This window comes from Brevibacillus sp. AG (assembly GCF_028369215.1).
In the GTDB taxonomy this organism is placed as follows: domain Bacteria; phylum Bacillota; class Bacilli; order Brevibacillales; family Brevibacillaceae; genus Brevibacillus; species Brevibacillus porteri.
In genome coordinates this window covers 410,010-432,754 of record NZ_JAQMYO010000002.1, presented here as the reverse complement: position 1 = coordinate 432,754, position 22,745 = coordinate 410,010, and the positions used below count along the sequence as shown (strand labels likewise).

25 protein-coding genes are annotated in these 22,745 nt (G+C 48.4%); 3 read left to right on the top strand and 22 right to left on the bottom strand.

What is annotated here, in order from left to right:
- Nucleotides 1-59 precede the first annotated feature (59 nt).
- The 7 genes from recG to POF51_RS07060 form a co-directional block, all read right to left on the bottom strand.
- Complete coding sequence (gene recG, locus POF51_RS07090; RefSeq protein ID WP_017249445.1) at nucleotides 60-2,114, bottom strand: ATP-dependent DNA helicase RecG; 2,055 nt, start codon at nucleotides 2,112-2,114, stop codon at nucleotides 60-62.
- Between the two features lies 1 nt (nucleotide 2,115).
- Nucleotides 2,116-3,000 carry an L-serine ammonia-lyase, iron-sulfur-dependent, subunit alpha gene (gene sdaAA / locus POF51_RS07085; RefSeq protein ID WP_017249446.1) on the bottom strand — a complete coding sequence of 295 codons (885 nt, stop codon included), beginning with the start codon at nucleotides 2,998-3,000 and terminating at the stop codon, nucleotides 2,116-2,118.
- 38 nt (nucleotides 3,001-3,038) lie between these two features.
- On the bottom strand, nucleotides 3,039-3,704 hold the full coding sequence (gene sdaAB, locus POF51_RS07080; RefSeq protein WP_069849455.1) for an L-serine ammonia-lyase, iron-sulfur-dependent subunit beta: 666 nt from the start codon (nucleotides 3,702-3,704) through the stop codon (nucleotides 3,039-3,041).
- 250 nt (nucleotides 3,705-3,954) lie between these two features.
- Nucleotides 3,955-4,407: a hypothetical protein gene (locus POF51_RS07075; RefSeq protein ID WP_271754649.1), complete on the bottom strand. Its 453-nt coding sequence runs from the start codon at nucleotides 4,405-4,407 to the stop codon at nucleotides 3,955-3,957.
- Nucleotides 4,408-4,486: 79 nt separating this feature from the next.
- Nucleotides 4,487-5,344, bottom strand: coding sequence for a DegV family protein (locus POF51_RS07070; protein WP_069849460.1), 858 nt, complete (start codon nucleotides 5,342-5,344; stop codon nucleotides 4,487-4,489).
- 47 nt (nucleotides 5,345-5,391) lie between these two features.
- Nucleotides 5,392-7,098 carry a DAK2 domain-containing protein gene (locus POF51_RS07065; protein ID WP_069849462.1) on the bottom strand — a complete coding sequence of 569 codons (1,707 nt, stop codon included), beginning with the start codon at nucleotides 7,096-7,098 and terminating at the stop codon, nucleotides 5,392-5,394.
- 13 nt (nucleotides 7,099-7,111) lie between these two features.
- Nucleotides 7,112-7,477, bottom strand: coding sequence for an Asp23/Gls24 family envelope stress response protein (locus POF51_RS07060; protein WP_007728362.1), 366 nt, complete (start codon nucleotides 7,475-7,477; stop codon nucleotides 7,112-7,114).
- 248 nt (nucleotides 7,478-7,725) lie between these two features.
- Between POF51_RS07060 and rpmB the strand changes: the two genes are divergently transcribed.
- Complete coding sequence (gene rpmB, locus POF51_RS07055; RefSeq protein ID WP_005831020.1) at nucleotides 7,726-7,914, top strand: 50S ribosomal protein L28; 189 nt, start codon at nucleotides 7,726-7,728, stop codon at nucleotides 7,912-7,914.
- 98 nt (nucleotides 7,915-8,012) lie between these two features.
- Here the strand turns inward: rpmB and spoVM are convergent, their stop codons facing one another.
- From spoVM to POF51_RS07025, 6 genes are all read right to left on the bottom strand, one after another.
- A complete protein-coding gene (gene spoVM / locus POF51_RS07050) occupies nucleotides 8,013-8,096 on the bottom strand; it encodes a stage V sporulation protein SpoVM (protein ID WP_005831022.1) in 84 nt (27 codons plus the stop codon).
- A 23-nt stretch (nucleotides 8,097-8,119) separates the two neighbouring features.
- Nucleotides 8,120-8,293, bottom strand: a complete 174-nt coding sequence (locus POF51_RS07045) for a hypothetical protein (protein ID WP_007728365.1) — start codon at nucleotides 8,291-8,293, stop codon at nucleotides 8,120-8,122.
- 189 nt (nucleotides 8,294-8,482) lie between these two features.
- Nucleotides 8,483-9,043, bottom strand: coding sequence for an energy-coupled thiamine transporter ThiT (thiT, locus tag POF51_RS07040; RefSeq protein WP_017249451.1), 561 nt, complete (start codon nucleotides 9,041-9,043; stop codon nucleotides 8,483-8,485).
- 128 nt (nucleotides 9,044-9,171) lie between these two features.
- Nucleotides 9,172-9,894 carry an amino acid ABC transporter ATP-binding protein gene (locus POF51_RS07035; RefSeq protein WP_069849464.1) on the bottom strand — a complete coding sequence of 241 codons (723 nt, stop codon included), beginning with the start codon at nucleotides 9,892-9,894 and terminating at the stop codon, nucleotides 9,172-9,174.
- Nucleotides 9,887-10,546 (bottom strand): amino acid ABC transporter permease, encoded by a 660-nt coding sequence (locus tag POF51_RS07030; RefSeq protein ID WP_069849708.1) that lies wholly within the window; start codon nucleotides 10,544-10,546, stop codon nucleotides 9,887-9,889. The genes POF51_RS07035 and POF51_RS07030 overlap by 8 nt, the downstream gene beginning before the upstream one ends.
- A gap of 53 nt (nucleotides 10,547-10,599) precedes the next feature.
- Nucleotides 10,600-11,406, bottom strand: a complete 807-nt coding sequence (locus POF51_RS07025; protein WP_069849466.1) for a transporter substrate-binding domain-containing protein — start codon at nucleotides 11,404-11,406, stop codon at nucleotides 10,600-10,602.
- A gap of 243 nt (nucleotides 11,407-11,649) precedes the next feature.
- Here POF51_RS07025 and POF51_RS07020 point away from each other — a divergent pair, with 243 nt between their 5' ends.
- Both POF51_RS07020 and POF51_RS07015 read left to right on the top strand, forming a co-directional pair.
- Entirely contained in the window at nucleotides 11,650-12,783 is a 1,134-nt protein-coding gene (locus tag POF51_RS07020; protein WP_069849467.1) for a M20 family metallopeptidase, read from the top strand.
- A 128-nt stretch (nucleotides 12,784-12,911) separates the two neighbouring features.
- A complete protein-coding gene (locus POF51_RS07015) occupies nucleotides 12,912-13,334 on the top strand; it encodes an RDD family protein (protein WP_069849469.1) in 423 nt (140 codons plus the stop codon).
- 193 nt (nucleotides 13,335-13,527) lie between these two features.
- On the opposite strand, the gene POF51_RS07010 is transcribed toward POF51_RS07015, so the two are convergent.
- From POF51_RS07010 to def, 9 genes are all read right to left on the bottom strand, one after another.
- Entirely contained in the window at nucleotides 13,528-13,992 is a 465-nt protein-coding gene (locus POF51_RS07010) for a protease complex subunit PrcB family protein (protein WP_271754627.1), read from the bottom strand.
- Nucleotides 13,993-14,376: 384 nt separating this feature from the next.
- Nucleotides 14,377-15,027: a ribulose-phosphate 3-epimerase gene (gene rpe / locus POF51_RS07005; protein WP_069849473.1), complete on the bottom strand. Its 651-nt coding sequence runs from the start codon at nucleotides 15,025-15,027 to the stop codon at nucleotides 14,377-14,379.
- Nucleotides 15,021-15,911 (bottom strand): ribosome small subunit-dependent GTPase A, encoded by an 891-nt coding sequence (rsgA, locus tag POF51_RS07000; protein WP_271754624.1) that lies wholly within the window; start codon nucleotides 15,909-15,911, stop codon nucleotides 15,021-15,023. Before rsgA ends, rpe begins: the two co-directional genes overlap by 7 nt.
- An 18-nt stretch (nucleotides 15,912-15,929) precedes the next feature.
- The gene (pknB, locus tag POF51_RS06995) at nucleotides 15,930-17,915 is read right to left on the bottom strand and encodes a Stk1 family PASTA domain-containing Ser/Thr kinase (RefSeq protein ID WP_271754622.1); all 1,986 of its coding nucleotides are present in this window, start codon (nucleotides 17,913-17,915) and stop codon (nucleotides 15,930-15,932) included.
- Nucleotides 17,916-17,920: 5 nt separating this feature from the next.
- Nucleotides 17,921-18,676 carry a Stp1/IreP family PP2C-type Ser/Thr phosphatase gene (locus tag POF51_RS06990; RefSeq protein ID WP_069849479.1) on the bottom strand — a complete coding sequence of 252 codons (756 nt, stop codon included), beginning with the start codon at nucleotides 18,674-18,676 and terminating at the stop codon, nucleotides 17,921-17,923.
- Between the two features lie 4 nt (nucleotides 18,677-18,680).
- Nucleotides 18,681-19,751, bottom strand: a complete 1,071-nt coding sequence (gene rlmN, locus POF51_RS06985; RefSeq protein WP_069849481.1) for a 23S rRNA (adenine(2503)-C(2))-methyltransferase RlmN — start codon at nucleotides 19,749-19,751, stop codon at nucleotides 18,681-18,683.
- 211 nt (nucleotides 19,752-19,962) lie between these two features.
- Nucleotides 19,963-21,309 (bottom strand): 16S rRNA (cytosine(967)-C(5))-methyltransferase RsmB, encoded by a 1,347-nt coding sequence (gene rsmB / locus POF51_RS06980; RefSeq protein WP_069849483.1) that lies wholly within the window; start codon nucleotides 21,307-21,309, stop codon nucleotides 19,963-19,965.
- A 3-nt stretch (nucleotides 21,310-21,312) separates the two neighbouring features.
- Entirely contained in the window at nucleotides 21,313-22,263 is a 951-nt protein-coding gene (fmt, locus tag POF51_RS06975; protein WP_017249464.1) for a methionyl-tRNA formyltransferase, read from the bottom strand.
- Between the two features lie 4 nt (nucleotides 22,264-22,267).
- The gene (def, locus tag POF51_RS06970; protein WP_007728382.1) at nucleotides 22,268-22,744 is read right to left on the bottom strand and encodes a peptide deformylase; all 477 of its coding nucleotides are present in this window, start codon (nucleotides 22,742-22,744) and stop codon (nucleotides 22,268-22,270) included.
- Nucleotide 22,745 lies beyond the last annotated feature (1 nt).

Here is a 22,745-nt window from a genome sequence, read left to right as displayed (position 1 = left end):
GTTTCACTCCACAAAAGAAAAAGCCTCCTCACGCGCTTGAAGTGGGAAGGCTTCCTTTCCTAATCGAAGACGACACCGTCCAGCACGCCCTCATTCTTTAAATAGTCACGCAGCCAATGATACTTTTCGTCGCGCCAGAAAGAGTCCTCTGCTACCAGCTTGACAGTCTCCTGTCTAGCTACCTCCAGCGCTTTGTAATCACTTAATAAATCAGCGACTTTAAACTCCGGCAAGCCGCTCTGCTTTGTCCCGAAAAAATCACCCGGTCCGCGCAATTCTAAATCGCGCTGCGATAGCTCAAATCCATCCGTCGTCTCGCACATGACACGCATCCGCTCTTTTCCAATCTCGGATTTCGGATCGGCGATCAACACACAATACGACTGTTCAGAGCCACGTCCTACCCGCCCACGCAATTGGTGAAGCTGAGCAAGACCAAACCGCTCCGCATCATAAATGACCATATAGGTGGCATTCGGCACATTCACACCGACCTCTACGACCGTTGTACTGACCAGGACAGCATGCTCTGCCGCCAGAAAGGCTTGCATGACTGCATCCTTTTCCTTCGCTGGCAGTCGCCCATGCATCAGACCTACGCCGAATTCTGGGAAAATGTGTGTGAGCTGAGCATGTACATCAATCGCATTTTGCACATCGAGCTTTTCCGACTCCTCAATGAGCGGACAAATCACATACGCTTGTCGTCCTTTGCGCAGTTCATCCCGCATTTGCTCCAACACAGCCGGAAACTGATCGTGCTTTTTCCATGTCGTCTCAATCGGTTTGCGCCCCGCAGGCATTTGATCAATCGTCGAGACGTCCATGTCGCCAAATGCCGTAATTGCTAGTGTTCTCGGAATTGGTGTTGCAGTCATAAACAAGACATCAGGTGACAAGCCTTTATTCCGTAAAATTCGCCGTTGCTCCACGCCGAATCGGTGCTGCTCGTCCGTAATCACGAGACCTAGACGGGAGAAAAAGACATCCTCTTGAATGAGCGCATGGGTACCAACCACGACATCGATTAACCCCATTTGCAGAGAGCCGATGACTTCACGTCTACGTTTCGCCGTCAGCGAGCCAGACAAGAGCGCGACCTGAATGCCATAATCGGACAAAAGCTTCGTCAACGACTGCACATGCTGCTCGGCGAGAATCTCCGTCGGTACCATCAGCGCTCCCTGATAACCTGCTTTCACCGCAGCAATCAGCGCGATAGCAGCTACGACCGTTTTTCCCGAGCCTACGTCCCCTTGCAGCAGCCGATTCATCGCATGAGGTGCCCGCATGTCGTCCAATATTTCTTTTACCACTCTTTTCTGCGCATCCGTCAGCGGGAACGGTAGACCTTTGACAAATTCCCGTACCTCTTCCATCGGAATCGTCAAAGCAACGCCTTCCGTTTGCTGTCGATTAATCTTGCGCAGTGTTTGCATCTTTAGCTGGAATAAGAAAAGCTCCTCGAACATAATCCGTCGCCGCGCTTGACGACCATCTTCCGCATTTTCCGGAAAATGAATCGAATGAAAGGCATGCATCCGCGGCATCAGTCGGTAGCGCTCCACAATATCCGCAGGTAGGATCTCAGGAATCTCCTTGCCGTATTGACGCAACGCCAGTTGAATGGTTTTGCGCAGCAGTGTATGCGTCACATCGCCACCAAGTGGATAGACAGGGGCGAGCTCGCCTCGTTTTGTCGCACGTTCGGAGTCTACTTCTGTCATTTCGCTCACAGTGATTTGTAGCTTGTGCTTGTCCCATTTTCCTGTGACGAGTATTTCCTTGCCGGGCGACAGCCTGCTTTTGACAAACGTCTGATTGAACCAGACAGCCGTCACCACGACACGATCCATGACAACCTTGACCGAAAGTCGTGATTTTCTTTTTCCATAAAAACGAACAGAGGGTTCGCCGTACACCGTACCTGCCAGCGTGACCCTCTCTCCGTCTTTTACTTCTGTCAAATCGCGCACACGGTAATCTTCATAGCGAGACGGGAAATACTCCAGCAAATCACCAATGCTGTTGATTCCCAGTCCTGCAAATGCCTTCGCCCGCTCTTCCCCTACCCCGTGCAAAAGGGAGACGGGCGATTGATATCCACCAGCCATCTTACTTCTCCATCCGTACGCCGAACACTTTGGCTTCGATCATGCGGCCCGTTTGCGTGGCAGCAAGACCACCCTGTGCGGTTTCCTTCAGAGTAGTCGGCATGGCGCAACCGATTCGGTACATGGCATCGATGACTTCATCTGTCGGGATTACGCTCTTGATGCCTGCCATTGCCATATCTGCGGCTACCGTGGCAATCGCTGCTCCCATCGCATTTCGTTTGACACATGGTACTTCAACCAGTCCGGCTACGGGGTCACAGACCAGACCGAGCATATTTTTCAATGCGATCGCCACTGCTTGGGCAGATTCCTCAGGCGTACCGCCAGCCATTTCTACAATCGCCGCAGCAGCCATAGCCGTTGCAGAGCCCACCTCTGCCTGGCAACCACCTGCAGCACCCGAAATGAATGCATTATTGGCAATGCAATACCCGATAGCGCCTGCTGTGAACAAATAATTGACCATATCCTCACGGGTCGGCTGCAGCTTGTCAGATACGGCAAACAACGTCCCTGGTACAATGCCGCATGCTCCTGCTGTCGGTGTTGCGACAATCGTACCCATTGCAGCATTTACTTCGTTAACCGCCACAGACATCGAAACGGCATTCAAAAGTGTGGGTCCAGACAAAAACGTCTTGGTCTCCATATATGTTTGCAGCTTCTTCGCATCGCCGCCCGTCAACCCGCTATGCGAGCGAATATCTTCAGTAAGCCCGCGACGCACTGCTTTTTCCATCACATCGAGGTTGGCGTACATATCTTGCATAATGGCATCCCGACTGCGCTGGGAAACTTCCATTTCTGCTTCAATCATCACCTGGGAGATTTTCTTCCCCTGGGATTCGGCCAACTCAACTAGTTCAGCCACATTACGAAACATCTGGTTGTTCACTCCTCTAATCCTGCTCGTCCTTTTGCTTAGTTCAATGCGAGCAGGGATACGTCAAAGATATGGGGGATTTGACGGATTTCCTCTAGGACTTCCGGGGAGATCGTCGAATCCGTTTCGATTGCCATCAAAGCACGCGAACCGCGTGTGTGTCGAGACACTTCCATGAGCCCCACATTAATGTTGTGCTGGGTCAGCACCTTTGCCACAGCCGCAATCATCCCAAAGCGATCCTCATGCAAGACCAAGAGCGTCGGTGTATCGAAGCCCAACTGAAAGGAAAAGCCGTTCAATTCCAACACTTCGATCTTCCCGCCACCAATGGAAACACCAACGAGTTCAATCTGACGCTCATCATCAGACAGCTTGATCCGCGCCGTGTTCGGGTGCTCTGTCAAAACCTCAGAAGTGGACAACTCCACTTCCATGCCAGCTTTTTCTGCAATCACCAACGAATTTTTCAGACGCAAATCCGACGTGTCAAAGTCAAGAATTCCTGCAACGGTCGCCACATCAGAACCATGTCCTTGATACGTTTTTGCAAATGAGCCGTAAAACACAATTTCTGCTCGCAAAGGCATTCTGCCAAACAGCTTGCGAGCCACACGACCGATACGGGCTGCACCCGCCGTATGGGAGCTAGATGGCCCAACCATAATTGGACCGATAATATCAAATACGCTTTTGTACTTCAACCGGTTCTCCTCCTGAATCACAAGGGGTTCAACAAGATTCCCTCTCATTGTATCCTACAGCCTTTGAAAGCGCTACAGAGGAAACTGTACGTAAAGCAATCATAACCGATTTATGCTGACAACATGCGGTCAAATCAGGCTATATGAAAAAACTCCCTCTGAAAAGAAGGGGGCCATCAAGTATGGTCAAGCCGGTATCTTCTGGGGCCCACAGCCAGCATGTAAGCGTGCAAACTTCATGAATTTCATTTTATTTCTTTGGAAGTGAAATTAGGAATACCTTTACGGGATCTAGTTCTGGATCGAAATCTGCAAATCCATCATGATACGAAAAATGAAGAAACTCGTTAATGATTGGTTCAAGCTCATCAATGATTTCAATCTTTCCTCTAAAGGGGAGTCTTTCATGAATCTGAGATATAAGATTAAATCTCAGTTGCGAAGCCTGCCAATCGAACCAAACATATAACAGCATTCCATGATCACTATTTGATTTTAAAATTTGCTGCTTTCTATTCTCTATTACTTTATGGAAAAAGTTCATAAAATCAGAAACTGTGGATTGACTAGCTAACTGCTTACTTAAAGAAATAGACCACATATTAACAGAAATTTCTTTATTCAAATCATCTTTATGACCGCCAATAAATAGAGAGTCATACACAATATCCTCCAACTCGATAAGGAAATCATCCTTATTCACCAGAACCTCCCCCTTGTTTTTCACGTATAAAAAAGAAGCCCCCTACCTCAGGGAAGCTCCTCTCCATACCATATATGCCTTACTTATCTTTTACCATGACGATCCCAAGTAGACCTGGACCTGTATGCGTACCGATCACGGGACCAATCTGTTCCAACCAAGAGTCCGTTACCGAAAACTCTTGCTTGAGTCGCTCCAAGAGCTCAGCCGCTTGATCTGGAACACTGCTGTGCAGCACAGCGATTTTCACAGGCTCGCCTTTCGCGTACTCTTGCAAAGCTTCAAATACGCGATTCAGAGCTTTCTTCGTCCCTCGTACCTTGTCAAAAGCAGACACGTACCCAGCAGTATCCAGTGTCAAAATCGGCTTGATATTCAAGAGCGAACCGATGACAGCAGATGCTCTGCCAATCCGACCGCCTTTTTGCAGGAACTCCAGTGTATCCACAATAAAGTATACCTGCACCTCATCCAAATAACGATCAATCTGATCCAGAATTTGCTCTTTGTTGTTGCCTGCTTGTGCGGCTTTGGCAGCCTCCACGCAGATCATTCCATGAACAAACGAAGCTTTGCGAGAATCGATCACCGTAATGTCTATATTTTCATCCAACATCGACTTGGCGATCATCGCTGATTGATACGTACCCGATAAGGAACCCGATAAGAGTATGGCAATGATTTGCACGTCCTTGCCATAGTTCTCATAGATCGCTTTGTATGCTTCGGCAAATTCAAGCGGAGACGGCTGCGAGGTCGTCGGCATCACGCTCGATTGCTTCAGCTTATCGAAAAACTCCGAAGACGAGATAGTGACTGCGTCCACATACGTTTCCGCCCCAAACATGATTTTCAACGGGACGGCCACGATCCCCAATGACTGCCTCACAGACGCATCGATATCAGACGCGCTGTCGGTAAGAATCACAATTGGCATTCTCGATCGCTCCTCTCCCTATTCATTCGTGTTCAAAAGGTTGGCTTTTACTCGACAGAAAAAATGAATGGATACAACGGTTGACCGCCTGCCTGGATCTCTACTTCCACATCCGCGTACGCATCAGACAAAGCTTTTTCTAAAGCATGAGCCTGATCTTCTGTCGCATCTTCTCCTAAGAATATCGTAATGATTTCGGAGTCTTCATCCACCATTCCCAAGAGCAGCGTCGTTGCGCAAGCTAGCAAGTCGGGGCCTGCTGTGACGATTTCTTTCTCAGCCATGCCGATAAAATCGCCTTCTTTGATTTGTACCTCACCCATTTGCGTGTCGCGAACCGCGTGCGTCACCATACCTGTTTTCACCTGGGCAATTGCCTTGGTCATCGCTTGCACGTTCGTTTCCGATTCAACATCTGTACGGAAGCTGACCAGTGCTGCTAATCCCTGTGGAATGCTCTTCGTCGGTATGACAGATACAGGAACTTCAGCAAGCTCGGATGCCTGCTGTGCTGCCATGATGATATTGCTGTTGTTTGGCAGGATGATGATGTGCTGGGCATTCAGTCCTGCGATGGCCTTCATGAAGTCCTCTGTGCTCGGGTTCATCGTTTGACCGCCCTCTACTACCACATGCACACCCATGCTGCGCAAAATTGTAGCGATTCCCTCACCAGCAGCTACCGCGATCAATCCGTATGGAAGCAACTCTGTAGCAGGTTTAGCAACTGTTTCTGGCTTCGCCTGTCCTTTGTTCTCTTCCGCTTTTAGAATGTTCGCATGCTGCTCGCGCATGTTTTCTATCTTCAGTCGATGCAGGCTGCCGAATTGCTGAGCGTATTGCAATACGCTGCCCGGATGCTCTGCATGAATATGTACCTTGACGACTTCATCATCAGAGACGACCAGTAGTGAATCGCCCATCGTATCCAGATGGTTGCGGAACAGCGCTTCTGAGAACGACTTTTTGTTCGGCTCGGTGCTATGCGCGACATGAACCATAAACTCCGTACAGTACCCGTACGTGATGTCTTCTGTTTTCATGTGGATTTGTGCATTATGCTGATCAGAAATGAGCTTGTCCAGCTCTTCCTGACCGATTCTAAGTACCGAACGCTCACGATCGGCGGATAGCTCTTCCCCGCGCAATGCTCGCAAAAACCCTTCATAAATAAACAAGAGACCTTGTCCACCAGAGTCGACTACGCCCACTTCTTTTAGAACAGGTAGCATTTCCGGCGTACGCAACAGCGTAGCTTGCGCCTGCTCGTATGTTTTTTCCATGACAGAGATAATATCATCTGACGTGCGCGCTGCACGCACAGCCATCTCCGCCGCTTCACGGGCAACAGTCAAAATCGTGCCTTCTACTGGCTTCATCACTGCCTGATACGCAGAGTCAACACCAGCTTTCAAAGCATCGGCAAACTGACGGGCGTTAACCTCATCTTTTCCATTGACTGATTTGCTGAAGCCGCGGAATAACTGGGACAAAATCACGCCGGAGTTACCGCGCGCGCCCATTAACAGACCTTTTGCCAAAGCAGTTGCCGATTCAGTAATTCGGGGGGATTCTTTTCGAGTCAGCTCCTCCACACCGGAAGAGAAAGTCAAATTCATGTTTGTCCCCGTATCGCCATCCGGCACAGGAAAGACGTTTAATCCATCCACTACTCTGACGTTGTCGGATAAAAGGTTCGCCCCCAGGTAAACCATCCGGCTAAACAGCACGCCATCTAGACGCGTATGTACCAACTGATGTTCCTCCTTACATATCCCTGTCTGTACGAACTCCCTGCACAAAAATATTAACAGCAGTCACATCAATGCCTACTGTTTGCTCCAAGGTATATCGAACACGGCGTTGAACGTTGCCTGCCACCTCAGAAATTTTTACGCCATAGCTGACGATAATGTGCATGTCCAATACTACTTCGCCATTTGTGTTATGAACGACGACACCTTTGCTCAGGTTGTCTCTTCCTAACAGTTCAGCGATTCCATCTTTCAACGCTTTGCGAGAAGCCATGCCCACAAGTCCAAAAACTTCCATGGCCGCGCCGCCAGCGATCCGTGCGATCACGTCTTCTGTAACATCGATCTTTCCTAGCGATGTATTCATTTCCACTGTCATGCAAGGACTCCTCCTCTGTTAAACAGCTTGACCGTCATAGGTAAGCGTAACCATGCTTCCTTACAATTCTACACTAACACAAAAGAGAAATGAAGCGTTTTGTCGATCCTATCAACCCTACGAGAAAGACTAGGTAAATCATGTTGTCAAGTATTGCAATTGACAGCAATGTTGTGCTAATATAGTCGAGTATTTGTATTTCCCACAAAGGAAATCCCGTTTATATGTAACAAGGGAGGTGGATTGTAATGGCACGTCGTTGCTTTGTAACAGGTAAATCTGCTAAAGCTGGAAACGCTCGCTCCCACTCCATGCGCGCAACTCGCCGCACTTGGGGTGTCAACGTACAAAAAGTGCGCATTCTCGTAAATGGAAAACCGAAGCGCGTTTATGTAAGTACTCGAGCACTGAAATCCGGTCTCGTAACTCGCGTATAGTTGATCTCAGCTATGCGAAAAAAAGCACCCTCGAGGTGCTTTTTTGCATTTCTCCCGTTTCTCCACTCTTCTCCCTAAGGAGGCTCGGGGCCGAAAGTTCATTTTTTCTTGTTGAACGCCTCGATGATGCCCCGAATCATGCCACCCAGGAACTTCGGCAACTTGATGGTGTAAAACCGCATGCTACCCCTCCTCACCGAAATTACTACACACGATACAAATACACGCCGGCCCCTATGAGTGCTAATGCCAATAGGCTATACCAAACCCACGGAGGTGCCCAATACAGGAAAATGGTGATTCCCCCGACAGCCAACGCAACCCCGAGAACACGTCGCAAGGCGCCCCCCTGTCGCAGGCGATAGGAGCGCAATCCCATTTCGCGTAAGCACCTCCTTTAGGTGTTCTCAAAAACGTGCATATTACATCATATTCTGCTGTCGGATAAACATGTATCCTGCCACCTGAAAAAAGTATATGTCTAAGAAGTAAAAAATCAGGCAACGGAACTCGCTGCCTGATTACATTATGTGGATAGTTTGTACTTGATACCGATTTTTCCTGTTTCTTATGCGACTCGATCGCGTGCGGGGAACAGCAGCTGCGATGCGCTGCTAAGCACAACTGTCAAGACGACTCCCGCGATAATCATTTCTGGCAGCAGATACGTGATGTTATAAATGAGGGAATATTGCCAGACTGGTACACCTTCTGGCGCGTAGCTGCCAAACCAAATAATACCCGATAGAAAATGGCAGACAAATCGTCCAATCACGCCAATGAACAAGCCGCTCCACAGTACCATGATTCGTTGCTTCGTTCCTTCGTAGCCAGACAGGCGAACAAACCCAGCGAGACCCAGCGCTCCAAAAGCAAGCGGATAATCCAGCAACAGCTGAACTGGATGGACAACTGTACTGCCCAAGAGCAATTGAAGAAATCCGACAACAAGCCCTGTAATGACACCAGCAGCAAGTCCACGGCGAACAGCGATCAATGCGATTGGCACCATCACCAAAGATACAGAGCCGCCCTGTGGCATTTCGAAAACCTTGATCTGACTAAACACAATTGCAAGAGCCGCCATCATCGCCATTTCCAACAAAATGACCAACCGTTGACGATCCAAAATAGTCACTCCTCAAAATAGAATAAACAAAAAATTTTTTACACTGATAATGTTTCTGATTCTAGCCCAAGTCTATGCGCGTGTCAAAGAAAAAAGCCGCTGCCTCATCGGCACTGCGGCTAGTTGTATTACCGAACCTTCTCCAAAAACTGCTGGGCGCGTTCACTTCTTGGCTTTTGGAAAAACTCTTCTGGTGGCGTATCCTCCAAGAGACGACCATCATCGAGGAACAAAATACGATCTGACACCTCTTCGGCAAAGCGCATTTCATGCGTAACGATTGCCATGGTCATTCCGCTATCAGCCAGCCCTTTCATAACCTCCAAAACCTCCTTGACCATTTCTGGGTCGAGGGCAGAGGTCGGCTCGTCAAACAGCATGATTTGTGGCTCCATCACAAGCGAACGGGCAATGGCTACACGCTGCTTCTGACCGCCTGACAAGCGTGATGGAAAGACATCCGCTTTGTCCGCCAGCCCTACACGCGCCAATAGCTCTCTCGCCTTTTTTTCCGCCTCAGCCGCAGACATGCCTTTTACTTTCATCGGAGCATAGGTCAAGTTTTTTAATACCGTCATATGCGGAAACAGGTGAAAATGTTGGAAAACCATCCCGATTTGCTGACGAATACCCATCACGTCAGCTTTTGGAGCCGTGATTTCCTGTCCGTTGATCGTAATTGTCCCCGTCGTTGGTGTCTCCATCAGGTTGATGCAACGCAGTAGTGTTGACTTCCCCGATCCAGATGGACCGATGATGGCGACAACCTCCCCTTTACCGATGTTCGTCGTGATGCCCTTCAATACATTTAGTTGTCCAAATGACTTCGTAATGTTATCGATCTTAATCACTGAGTCTCATCCTCCGTTCCAGTACGCGAGCTACCCAAGTCAGGATCATAACCATGACATAGTACAGGATACCGGCGATCATGTATGGCTCAAAATAGCGGAAGATGGTGCCTTTGACCACATTCGCGTTCTGCATGATGTCTGCAAGACCAATCGTGGAAACGAGTGCAGATTCCTTCAAGAGCGCAATCGTTTCATTGACGAGTGCAGGCAAGATATTTTTGACAGCCTGCGGCAAAATAATATCTAGCATCATCCGGTGATAAGGTACACCGAGCGCTTTGGCCGCTTCCCACTGCCCTTTATCCACCGCCAATATTCCACCGCGAATCGTCTCAGAAATGTATGCACCTGAGTTTAGTGTAAATGTTAGTACTGCTGCTTCCAGTTGCGAAATGTTGTAACCAGTAAGCTGTGGCGTTGCAAAATAAACAAAGGTAAGCTGCAAAATCAAAGGTGTCCCGCGGAAAACAGAAGTATAAACAACCGCGAGCCAGTTTAGCACTTTCACATTCGAAATTTTAATAAGTGCGAGGATGGAGCCCCAGAAAAATCCCAATACAACCGAAATCAAAGTAACAAGTAGCGTGCCCTTTATCCCTTCCAATATGAAAGGAATATAGGGCACGATTTGTGCAAAATCCAAATTCATGCCCATTCTCCCCTCTTGCTGCTTATACAGTTATTCTTCGTTGCCTGGAGAGATTATTGACCGAACCATTTTTGAATCAGCTTGTCCATTTCTCCGTTGTCTTGCATCTTTTTAATGACTTCATTAAATTTCTCTACGTGCGGCGAGCCTTTTGGGAACGCAACAGCGGAGCCATTCTGTTCATTTTCTTCCAATGTGGTGAATTGCAAAGAGTCATTGTTTTCCACGAAGCCTTTCGCTACCGTGTCCTCGATAATAGCAGCATCTACACGGCCCGCTTTTACTTCTTCAACAATCTCAGGCAGCTTGTTCAGTGAAGTGATCTGCAAGCCGGAAACAGTCTTTGCAATCTCCTTTGCTGCCCCTTCCTGAATAGAACCGAGCTGTACCGCTACTTTTTTGCCAGCCAATTGCTCAGGCTTGGTCAGATTGCTGTCTTTCTTTGCTACGATCGTATTTTTCGCATCGTAATAGATGGTGGAGAAATCAGCGTTCTTCTCACGCTCAGGCGTTGCTGTCATGCCAGCCATAACGAAGTCCGCGCGATTCGTTTGCAGTGCCGGAATAAGCCCGTCAAAGTTCATGTCATTGATTTGCAGTTCGTAGCCAAGCTCTTTTGCAATGTATTTCGCGATATCAATGTCAAAGCCGACAATCTCATCTTTTCCGCTGCTCAGATCGTGATATTCATACGGCTTATAGTCAGCCGAAGTAGCCATGACCAATGTTTTCTTATCGCCAGCAGAAGGCGCAGGCGCTTGTCCTGTTGCTGTTTGATTGCCTGTACCGCATCCAGCGATCACGACTGCCGCAAGCATTGAAGTAAGTGCCAGAGAAATAAATGATTTTGTTTTCTTCATGATGAACCCCCATTGTTATGATTTTTACGCATAAAGCAGTCTATTCGTAGCATTAATTTGCATGAAAACTTATATTTATGCATCACAATGATTATTTTACTCATAATCTGAACAATTTCAATCATTTTTTACTTACATTTTAAATGCGGAATATACAGAATTTTATTCACAAATCTTTATTTTAGTGGCAGAAAAGCAAACAAGGCTTTATAGTGCTAGTAAAAGGAATTACAGGAGGCTGACATGGAGAAAAATTGGACGTCCTATTTTCAGCAGCAGCTCCCAGAAATTATCGAGGAACTGCGTACATATGTAGAGATGGAAACACCCACCCATAACAAGCAAGCTGTCGATCAATTAGGCAGCCTGATTGCAGAGCGCTTTCGCCAATTGGGGTGTCGGGTAGAGAGCTTGCCACAAGAGCAATACGGAAATCAGCTGCGAATGGAGTATGGAGATGGCGACGAACAAATCCTCATTCTCGGTCACTTCGATACCGTAAAAGAAATTGGTACATTAGCCGTTGAGCCTTGTCGCGAGGAAAATGGCCGACTCTATGGGCCTGGTACATACGACATGAAAGCGGGGATCGTTTTTAGCTATTTCGCCCTGCGCGCCATGATGGAACACAATCTTTCGCCTAAAAATAAGCTCGTCTTTTTTTGGAACACCGACGAAGAGATTGGCAGTGTTTCCTCCGAAATGCTTATTAGAGAGGAAGCAAAAAGAAGTAAATATGCATTGGTACTGGAGCCTGCCGCTGGAGATGGCTCTTTGAAAACAAGCCGCAAAGGCGGCGGAGACTTCCTTTTAAAAGTCACAGGCCGTGCTGCACATGCAGGCAATGATCACGCCAAGGGGATCAATGCGATCGCTGAACTGGCCCACCACGTCCTCGATATTCAATCGTTTACGAATTATGAGGCGGGCACTACCTTGTCTGTCGGTACCATTACAGGTGGAAGTGCATCGAACGTCGTACCTGACTTTGCCATGACAGAAATTGATGTGCGTATCCAAAGCCGCGAGGAAAGCGAGCGTATTACCCGATTGATGAGTCAACTGACCCCTGTCCATCCGGAAGCCAAGCTGTTCGTGGAAGGCGGAATCACCAAGCCTCCTATGGAACGAACTGCCGGTACCGAGCAACTGTTCTTGCATGCGCAGGAACAAGCGCGTCTGGAAGGTTTTGAATTGACGGAGCAAGGTGTCGGCGGAACAAGCGATGGAAACTTCGCCGCTGATGCAGGCACACCAACGCTTGACGGTTTGGGACCTGTTGGTGATGGAGCCCACGCCTCCCACGAGCATATCGTCATTGACGCCATTCCTGGCAGGATTGCCGTAATGCTTCGGATGTTTTTAACCTTGTCATAATAAATTTACAGGTGTATAATCTTATGGAAAATTAAGGCTCCGTCTCGTTAACGACGGAGCCTTATCTGCACTATTTTCGAATGGGCAGTCATATATATTCCTATTCGAATAACAAGGAGAGGGAAAACATGGAATCAATCACCACATCGCCAAGCAATCCCGTAGGATTTTGGCGCCGGCTCGGTGCCGGACTGCTAGATGCAATCATTATCGGACTACCGCTACTACTGATCACCTATATCATTACAGGCAGTACAGAAGACAATATTGTTACCAATCTCATCTCCTCGCTGTACAGCCTCCTCGTGCCTGTATTTTGGCATGGCTATACGGTGGGCAAACGAATTGCCGGGATTCGCATCGCCCGAATCGATGGAGAGCCTGTAGGAATCGGAACCATGCTGTTACGCAACCTCATCGGAGGAATCGTGTATGTCATTACACTCGGTCTTGGTATAATCGTCAGCGCCATCATGGTTGGTGTTCGTCAGGATAAACGCTCGATCCATGATTTGATCTCCGGTACGTATGTAACATCGAATCAGCCTTAATTTTCCACTCATCCGAAATAGAATAGCAACTCTGCGACGAGCCCTTAGAATCGTCATTGGAAAAACCACCCGGTTTCCCGATGAAATCTAAGGGGGCATTTTTATAAGATTGGCACCCAAAACAGCAAGTCTCGACTAAAAAAAGGCCGGATGATTATATCCGGCCTTTTTCCATTTCTATCTATCAAGCGGTTTATCGGAACAATACCTTATCTGTCGTTGCATCCATAAACACCATTGTTGTGTATGGCGGCAGGCTTGCCCGCACAATGATATAAGGGGTGTGCACCGCTGGCATTGTAATATCTTCTGGAGTAGGATTGGTCAGCTCTACATAAACCGTGAGCATTTCCCATCCTTGCTGAGTTCCAACAACCTTCAAACCATAACCAGAGGTAGGCATTTCACCACGGGAGACCACATACAGGTCGCCTTGACGATGTACACCCTTTTTCGATTTTACTTTTCCTACGAATGCTCGTTCAGCCGCTGACAATCTACCTTCTTTTTCAATAGACAATTTTTTCGTTTGCACGTCTACTTGAGAAGTCGAGATCGGCCCCGAATGCTTTTGTTCAGCATGCACGGCAGTTTGTGAAAATGGCAGAATGGAGAGAATGGTTAGAACCGCTACACTATTTTTCCATAACGATTTCATACATGATCAACTCCTGATTTTTTTAGAGGGCAAGAAACACTTCTTGATACTGGCCAGTATCTCTCAGATAGGAAATTTTTACCACTATCTGGATAATTTGATTTAATCATTATATTTATTAAAAAGCAATATTTTCCAAAATGTTTTATTTTTGTTAATTAACCTTTACCAGTTATCACCTATAATCCTTATAGGAGTAAGAATAATTCGATTTTATTCTATTTGTAGTATGAACTATAATTATACTTTTATTTTTATTATTAATTGATTTATCATGTAATTAGTTACAATATTCAGATGATTACAAACAGCATTAACAAGAGAAAACAAAAAAAAGCTGACGCCGATTGCCTATCGTCGTCAGCTTACAGCTACGTGTTATTCTTACTGTCCACGAATCGCAGCGATCGCTTGACCGCGATCTGCCTGATTGAATACCGCGCTGCCTGCAACGAGGACAGTCGCTCCTGCTTCCTCGCACAAACGCGCTGTTTGTGCATTGACACCACCATCGATTTCGATTTCCACATGCCCCAAGCCACGCTCGTTCAGCATTTGACGCAACTGGGCAACCTTTGGTACAACGCTGTGAATGAATTTTTGTCCACCAAAACCAGGGTTCACCGTCATGAGGAGAACCATATCCAAATCAGCAAGGACTGGCTCGATCGTAGAAATCGGTGTAGCCGGGTTCAATACCACTCCTGCTTTTACACCTTGCTCCTTGATCAAGTGCAGCGTGCGATGCAAATGACGGCATGCTTCCTGATGAACAGTAATCCAGTCTGCTCCACTTTTCGCGAATTGCGGAATGAAGCGATCTGGTTCCTCAATCATCAAGTGCACATCGAGAGGCAGCTTGGTCACTGGGCGAATCGCCTCCACAATCAGAGGGCCGATCGTAATGTTTGGAACGAAGTGTCCATCCATTACATCCACGTGAATCCAGTCCGCTCCTCCCTTCTCGACATCGAGAATTTCTTCACCCAGACGGGCAAAATCAGCAGATAGGATAGAAGGTGCGATTTTTACCATGGTTTGTTCCTCCGTTGGTATTCTTTTAGCTCTTCGCGGAATTGTTTGTAGTGTTCGTAGCGCTGTTTACTGATCTCACCAGCCTCCAGTGCGGCCTGCACGGCACAAGCTGGCTCGCTTACGTGAAGACAGCCACGGAACTTGCATTCCGAGCTGCGATCGGCAAAGTCCCGGAAGGATTCCGCCAGATCGAGCTCGGAGAAATCGATAAATTCCAGTGAACTAAAGCCCGGTGTGTCTGCCACATAGCCGCCGCCCGCAAGTGGAATCAGCTCGACATGACGCGTTGTATGCTTTCCGCGTCCGAGCTTTTGGCTGACATCTCCTGTCTGCAAGCTGACACCCGGAAACAGCATGTTGATCAGGGAGGATTTGCCTACACCTGACTGACCTGCAAAAACCGAAATACGGTCCCGCAAAACCTCAAGCACGTCCTCCACACCGCTTTCATCCGCTGTTGAGGTCGGAATCACGCGATACCCGATCGCTTCATACTTCTCCACGATTTCGGTTACCTCTTCTTCCGACACTTGATCGGCTTTGGATAGCACAATCACAGAATCAATCCCTGCACGCTCCGTGTGCGTTAGGAACTTGTCCAACAGCAACGGACTGAACATCGGCTTGTACATCGAAAAGACGAGTACCGCCTGATCCACATTGGAAACGGGCGGACGAACCAACTCATTCGTCCGTTCGCCCACCTCCATGATATAGCCTTCTTCCTCATTGATCGCATCGTAGACGACCCAATCCCCAACCAGTGGATTTACTTTTGCATCTTTTTTCTTGAAGAGCCCTCGTGCACGGCAACTGTAGATTCGCCCTTCGTCGGCTACATAATAGAAACCGCTGAGCGCTTTCACAATCCGTCCTTCTGGCATTCATGTCCCTCCACTACACTATGGCAAGCTGTTATACGAAACTGGAATTGTCTGGTATTCATTGAAGCCTTGATCAGTCGATCGTTTCACAAAGACCTTGACTACCGAGTCCTTCTGTGGCGCCAAGACAATTGGTACATCGTACTCTTTACTTTCGGTGATCGTTTCCGTGAGCGGAGCTTTTGCCTCTCCACGAGCATCTGTCACTTCAATCTTCACTTCCAGTGTTTCACCAGGCACAACCTCTACATAAACCGGAACGTTTGCCAGCTTGGCGTCCTGCGGATATTGGCCATTGCTGACCTCAAGCGGAACCGCTACATCCTTTTGCACATCCATTCCCGGATCGTAAGGGTGAGTGCTGAGAACAATACCTCGTTTGTCCGTCGTATAAGTAGGCACTTCGGTGATTTTCCCAACAGTCAGTCCTCTCTTGTACAATTCTACTTGTGCAGCTTCTACTGATATATTCCGCACATCCGGCATTTTCACGAAGGCTTTTCCTTTACTGATCGTGACCGTCACATTCGTTTTAGTAGGGAACACTTTTTCATTTGCGGCTGGAGACTGCTTGATAACCGTCCCTACCTCAGCCTTGTCGTCCTCTTCCTCTACGAAAGTGACATTCTCCAGTTTAAAACCATTGCTTTTCAATGCTTCTTCTGCGGTTGCTCGCGGTAGCGTAACCAGATTTGGCATGTTAATCTCTTGTTGTCCTTTGCTTACATACAAGGTTACAACGGAATTTTCCTTTAACCGCATGGGAGGTGCAGGGTCTTGGCGTATCACCATTCCCTTTTCTATCGTATCATTGGCTTCTTCCACGATACGGGCAACCAGTTTGGCATCCTGAATCTTCTTCTCAGCGAGCGTTACTTCGATCCCTTCCACATGAGGTACCTGTGCCTCTGGAACGGACGGGAACAGATTCAACAGTAAGTTAAATCCGAAGAATGCCAGTACGAAAAACAGACCGATACCGCCTACCCACAACAGAGCTTTGACCCACCATTGTTTCTTGGCTGGTTTGGCATCCTCTTCTTCCGTACGCTGCTCATAGCGGCTACGCCCCGCTCCTCCGGTTTTGCCATTGGTATGGCCTTCGAGCATGTCAGGTGTGATGATAGGCACCACACGCGTCATCTCTTCATCCACCGGGAACGTCAGCTTTTCTTCGTTTAATCGCTCTGGGAACAGGCAGGTCTCCAAATCTTCTAGCATTTCACTCGCGGACGCGTATCTGAGAAATGGATCCTTTACCAGCGCCTTCAAAATGACATTTTCTACACTCTGCGGGATAGCCGGATTGACTTGGCGCGGCTCTGGAAGCGGCTCCTGCAAATGCTTGAGCGCCACTGATATAGGCGAATCACCGGAAAACGGCAGTTCACCCGTCACCATTTCGTACAAGACGATCCCCAGCGAGTAAATATCGGATTTTTCCCCGGTAATCCCGCCGCGCGCCTGCTCTGGCGAAAAATAATGGACAGAGCCAAGCATCGCATTCGTATGCGTAATCGTTGCTGAAGTAACGGCTCTCGCAATCCCGAAGTCCGTAACCTTCACCCGACCATTTTTTCCAATCATAATGTTATGCGGCTTGATATCTCGATGAATGATCTGGTTTTGATGCGCATGATCGAGTGCATCGCAAATTTGCTCGGCGATCCGCACTGCCTCTTCTACCGGCAGCGCACCACGTTGAATGATGACCTCTTTCAACGTGTAGCCTTCTATGTACTCCATCACCATGTAATGGGTATCGCCTTCCTGACCGACATCATACACCCCAACCACATTGGGGTGAGATAAGCTCGCCACCGCCTGCGCTTCACGTCGGAAACGATTGACGAAATCTTCGTCCGTACCAAACTGTGAACGCAGCACTTTAACTGCCACTGGACGATTCAATATTAAATCTTTGGCCTTGTATACAATGGCCATACCGCCCCCACCGACGCGGGACTCTATTTGGTATCGTCCTCCCAGTCGTTGACCTTCCATCTCTCTCACCCCTCTTCCTGACCGGCATCAAGCGTATTTCGTACGGCAACCAGCGTTATGTTGTCTTCCCCACCAGCATCCAGTGCTTCTTGCACCAAACCGTCCACCTTCGCTTGTAACGATATCTGTTTCTGCAAATTTTCTTCTAAGGAAGGATGACTGACCTTGTTGCTCAGTCCATCTGAGCAAATCAAGACGATATCACCCTCTGACCATTCAAACTGCCCAAGATCAATGAGCACATCCGGTTCAGTCCCGACCGAACGCATAATGACGTTGCGATGAGGGTGGACAGACGCCTCCTCGGCTGTAATCTGTCCACTTTTCAACAGCTCATTTACAAGGGAATGGTCTTCTGTCTTCATGACCAGACCGTCTTGGTTGTAAAAATACAGACGGCTGTCGCCAATATGCGCAGTAATCACGGAGGATTGGTCGAACAAAGCAGCAACCACGGTTGTACCCATGCCACTGCACTCCGGATGTTCAATCGCATATTCATAGACTTCTTTATTCGCAAGCAGGATGGCGTTCATCAATTGCTCACGCACATCCTCTGCTTCGAGGTCCCCTTCTAGGTGACGCAGTTCTTTTACTATTCGCTCAACAGCAAGGCGACTGGCGATATCACCAGCCTGATGGCCACCCATACCATCTGCTACAATGGCGAGCACGCGTCCGTTTAAATCGGTCACACAGGCATAATAGTCCTCGTTAACCTGACGAACGCGGCCAACATGGGATTTCATCGCGATTTCCATGGCATCACCCCACGGTTTCTTTAGCGTGTTGTGCCCTCAATTGTCCGCATGCAGCAGCAATGTCACTGCCTTGCTCGCGTCTGATGGTCACATTGATTCCTTTTTCCTCTAAAATGCGTTTGAACTGAAAAATCTCATTGCGTGGCGTGCGCACATAATCACGCTCTGGTACGTAGTTCACCGGGATCAGATTCACGTGGCAAAGCATGTCGCCAATGAGTTCGGCCAGCTCCTCTGCATGCTCAGGCTGATCATTTTTCCCGCCGAACAGACCATACTCAAAACTGATACGACGCCCTGTCTTGTTAATGTAATGGTGGCATGCTTCCATCAGCGTAGCAAGCGGGAAGCCGCGGTTGATCGGCATCAGCTGGCTTCTCAACTCCGTGTTTGGAGCGTGCAGGGAAATCGCTAGGTTCACTTGTCCGCCTTGTTCAGCAAACTCGTAAATCTTCGGCACAATTCCACTGGTGGAAACTGTAATGTGACGAGCACCGATATTCAGTCCACGGTTATCGTTGATTACAGACAAGAACGCCATCAAGCTCTCGAAGTTCTCGAAAGGCTCCCCGATCCCCATGACGACAACGTGACTGACACGCTCACCTTCCGCATCCAATCTGCGTTGTGCCGTCAATACTTGAGAGACGATTTCACCTGCATCCAGGTTACGCTTTAGTCCACCTAATGTAGATGCACAAAACGTACATCCGATACGGCAGCCCACCTGTGTCGTAACACAAATGCTGTTTCCGTAGTTATGACGCATAATCACCGTCTCAATCGCATGTCCATCGACAAGCTGGAACAAAAACTTGATCGTTCCATCCTGCGATTCTTGATGCGTGATTTCCTTGAGCGGACCTATGCGGAATGTATCAGCCAGCTTTTCGCGCAGCTCCTTGGACAAATTGCTCATCTCTTCAAAAGAAGTGACACGCTTTACATATAACCAGTCAAAAATTTGTTGCGCACGAAATGCTTTGTCGCCGGCACTAACCAGCCATTCCTTCATTTCGTCTTGCGTCAAACTGTAAATAAGCGGCTTTGCGCCAGTAAATGTAGTTAACGGCATTCTATCTCCACATCCTCAAAATCATTGCTTGCCTAAATCCATTCTATCATTGTACCTCGTGGGGCGTCTCGCTTCAAACGGTTTTGACATCCAGATTCATAAATGCATCGCTTTTCCTAGTGTAAACCAATCTGAGCACTCGCAAACAAAGGCAAAGGAGTGGCATTTTCCACCTGTTGGTGCGCCACCCCTTGTTTGTACGTCCGTTCCCTTATCCTCTTCGTTTCAATCGTGCGATAAAGAATCCATCACTCTCGAAATGGTGAGGCAAAATTTGTACGCAGGCTCCTGTTTCATCGACATGCCCTCTGACAGCCTCAGGCAGGTCTTGTGCCAGTGTATCATCGAATACGAAATCAGGGTGTTCTTCGACAAAGCGGCGAACAATCTCCTGGTTTTCTGCTGGCTCGATCGTACATGTGCTGTAAACCATGACACCACCCTGAGCAAGCATCGGTGCCAACGTCTTGAGCAGTTCGTACTGTAGCTGAGCAATCGCACGGACATCTTCAGGCGTTTTGTTCCATTTCAGATCTGGCTTGCGACGAATCACGCCAAATCCGGTACACGGCGCATCCAGCAGGATTCGATCGAAAGTTCCCAGCGCTTTTTCAGGTAGGTCCAGCGCATCACTAACGATTGGCTCGATGATTGTAATCCCGAGTCTTTTCGCTGCACTCGCAATCAGATCGCGTTTGTGCGGATGCACATCACTTGCAATGATTTGCCCGCTGTTTTCCATCATTTCTGCTATGTGCGTTGTTTTTCCACCAGGAGCCGCGCAAGCATCCAGTACACGCATGCCTGGTTGGGCAGCAAGAGCTGGTGCTACGAGCATGGAGCTCTCATCCTGGATCGTGAAGTAGCCTTCCTTGAACAAGCGAGAACCTGCTGCATGTCCGCCTTCCATCAAAATAGCATGAGGACTGACAGACGATGTTTGGCCTTCCAGCCCTTCTTCCGCCAGCTTGTCCAGCACTTGATCCTTCGTCGTTTTCCATGCATTGACCCGGATAGAGCTATGCGGCGTTCTGTTGTTTGCTTCGCAAATCGCAATCGTCGTCTCTTCTCCATAGACAGTAAGCCACTGACGTACAAGCCATTCTGGATGAGAATAGGCTACGGCGATTTGCAAAGCACGGTCGCCTTTTGGCTGACGCTCCCACACATCCGGCTGGCGCAATACATTGCGCAAAACACCGTTGACCATCGAAGCAATCCCTTGGTGACCGCGTTTCTTGGCGATTTCAACCGCCTGGTGTACGGCAGCGCGCTCAGGAATACGGTCCAAAAAGTGAATTTGATATAAGCTGAGACGCAACAAATTACGAACCCAGGTCTGTACCTTTTTATTCCCGACAAAATGGGACAGGACATGATCCAGCGTCATCTTGCGCTGAATGGTACCGTACACAAGCTCCGTCACCAGCCCTGCATCTGCTGCACTGAGATTTTCACGATCTAAGACATTGCGCAGCTCAAGATTACTGTAGGACTTATGTTCTTCTACCCTGTTCAAAACATCGAGGGCGATATCGCGAGCTCCCTTTTTTGCCACGGACTATTCTCCTACCTTTGTGCCGATTTCAATGTTGCTGCCCGCTCCACGCAAAAAGTCGAGTGCACTCATACGTTTTTTGCCTTCTGGCTGCAATTCGGTTATTTTCACTGCACCGCTACCGCAAGCGACCACGATACCGTCTTCCTCACGGGCGATGATCGTTCCCGGCTCTTTGCCTTCGCCCGACGCAAGCATTTTTTCTACCCACCACAACTTCCAAATCTTGCCTTCACATGTAGTAAATGCGACCGGCCACGGATTCAAGCCGCGGACTTGGTTGTAAATCTGTTCCGCAGAACGGCTCCAGTCAATTTTTTCGTCAGTACGCTTAATATTCGGGGCAAAAGTCGCTGCCGAATGATCCTGTTGCTCTGCTACGAGCTCACCAGCCAACAGGCGTGGAACGGTAGCTAGCAACAGTTCAGAGCCTGCCGCAGCCAATTTGTCAAACATGGTCCCCACGGTATCGCGCTCCTCAATCGGAACGACTACCTTGGACAGCATATCTCCTGCATCGAGAGCTTCCACCATATACATGATAGTCACGCCTGTTTCCGCTTCTCCCTCGACAATTGATTTATGAATCGGGGCACCCCCACGATATTTCGGCAAAAGAGAAGCGTGCACATTGATGCAGCCATATTTCGGTGCATCGAGCAATTTCTTCGGCAAAATCTGTCCATACGCCGCGGTGATGATCAGATCAGGCTCGAGCGCTAACACTTCATCCAAGGCTTCTTCTGCCTTGATTTTCTCCGGTTGCAATACCAAAAGTCCATGACGCAAAGCCGCCTCCTTCACGGGGGGCGGCGTCAATACTTGCTTGCGTCCAACGGGACGATCGGATTTTGTTACCACTCCAACCACGTTGTAGCCTGCTTCGAGTACAGCCGTAAGACTCGATACAGCAAAGTCAGGCGTTCCCATAAACAGGATGCGAGCATCTTTCAAATGGTTATTCCCCTTCCTGGTTCGGGTTTACTTTGTACACCTTGTCAGCCACATCAATAAAGAGGACACCGTTCAAATGATCGATCTCGTGTTGAGCGCAACGGGACAACAGGTCGTCTGCCTCGAGCTCAACCACATTCCCGTTACGATCATGACCGCGCAGCTTGATCCACTTGTGACGACGAACGTCTCCTTGCAGGCCAGGAATGCTCAGGCAGCCTTCTGGATAATCGTATTGCTCTCCTTCATGCTCAACGATTTCTGGATTGATCATTTCAATCAGTCCATCACCGCAATCCATTACGATGACACGCTTGGAGATGCCCACTTGTGGAGCAGCCAAACCTACACCGTCTGCATCGTACATCGTATCTGCCATATCATCAAGCAGCTTGTGCAAGTTGGAATTAAATTTGGTTACGACCATTGCCTTTTCACGCAAAATCGGATCTGGATGTTTTACAATTGTGCGAATCGCCATG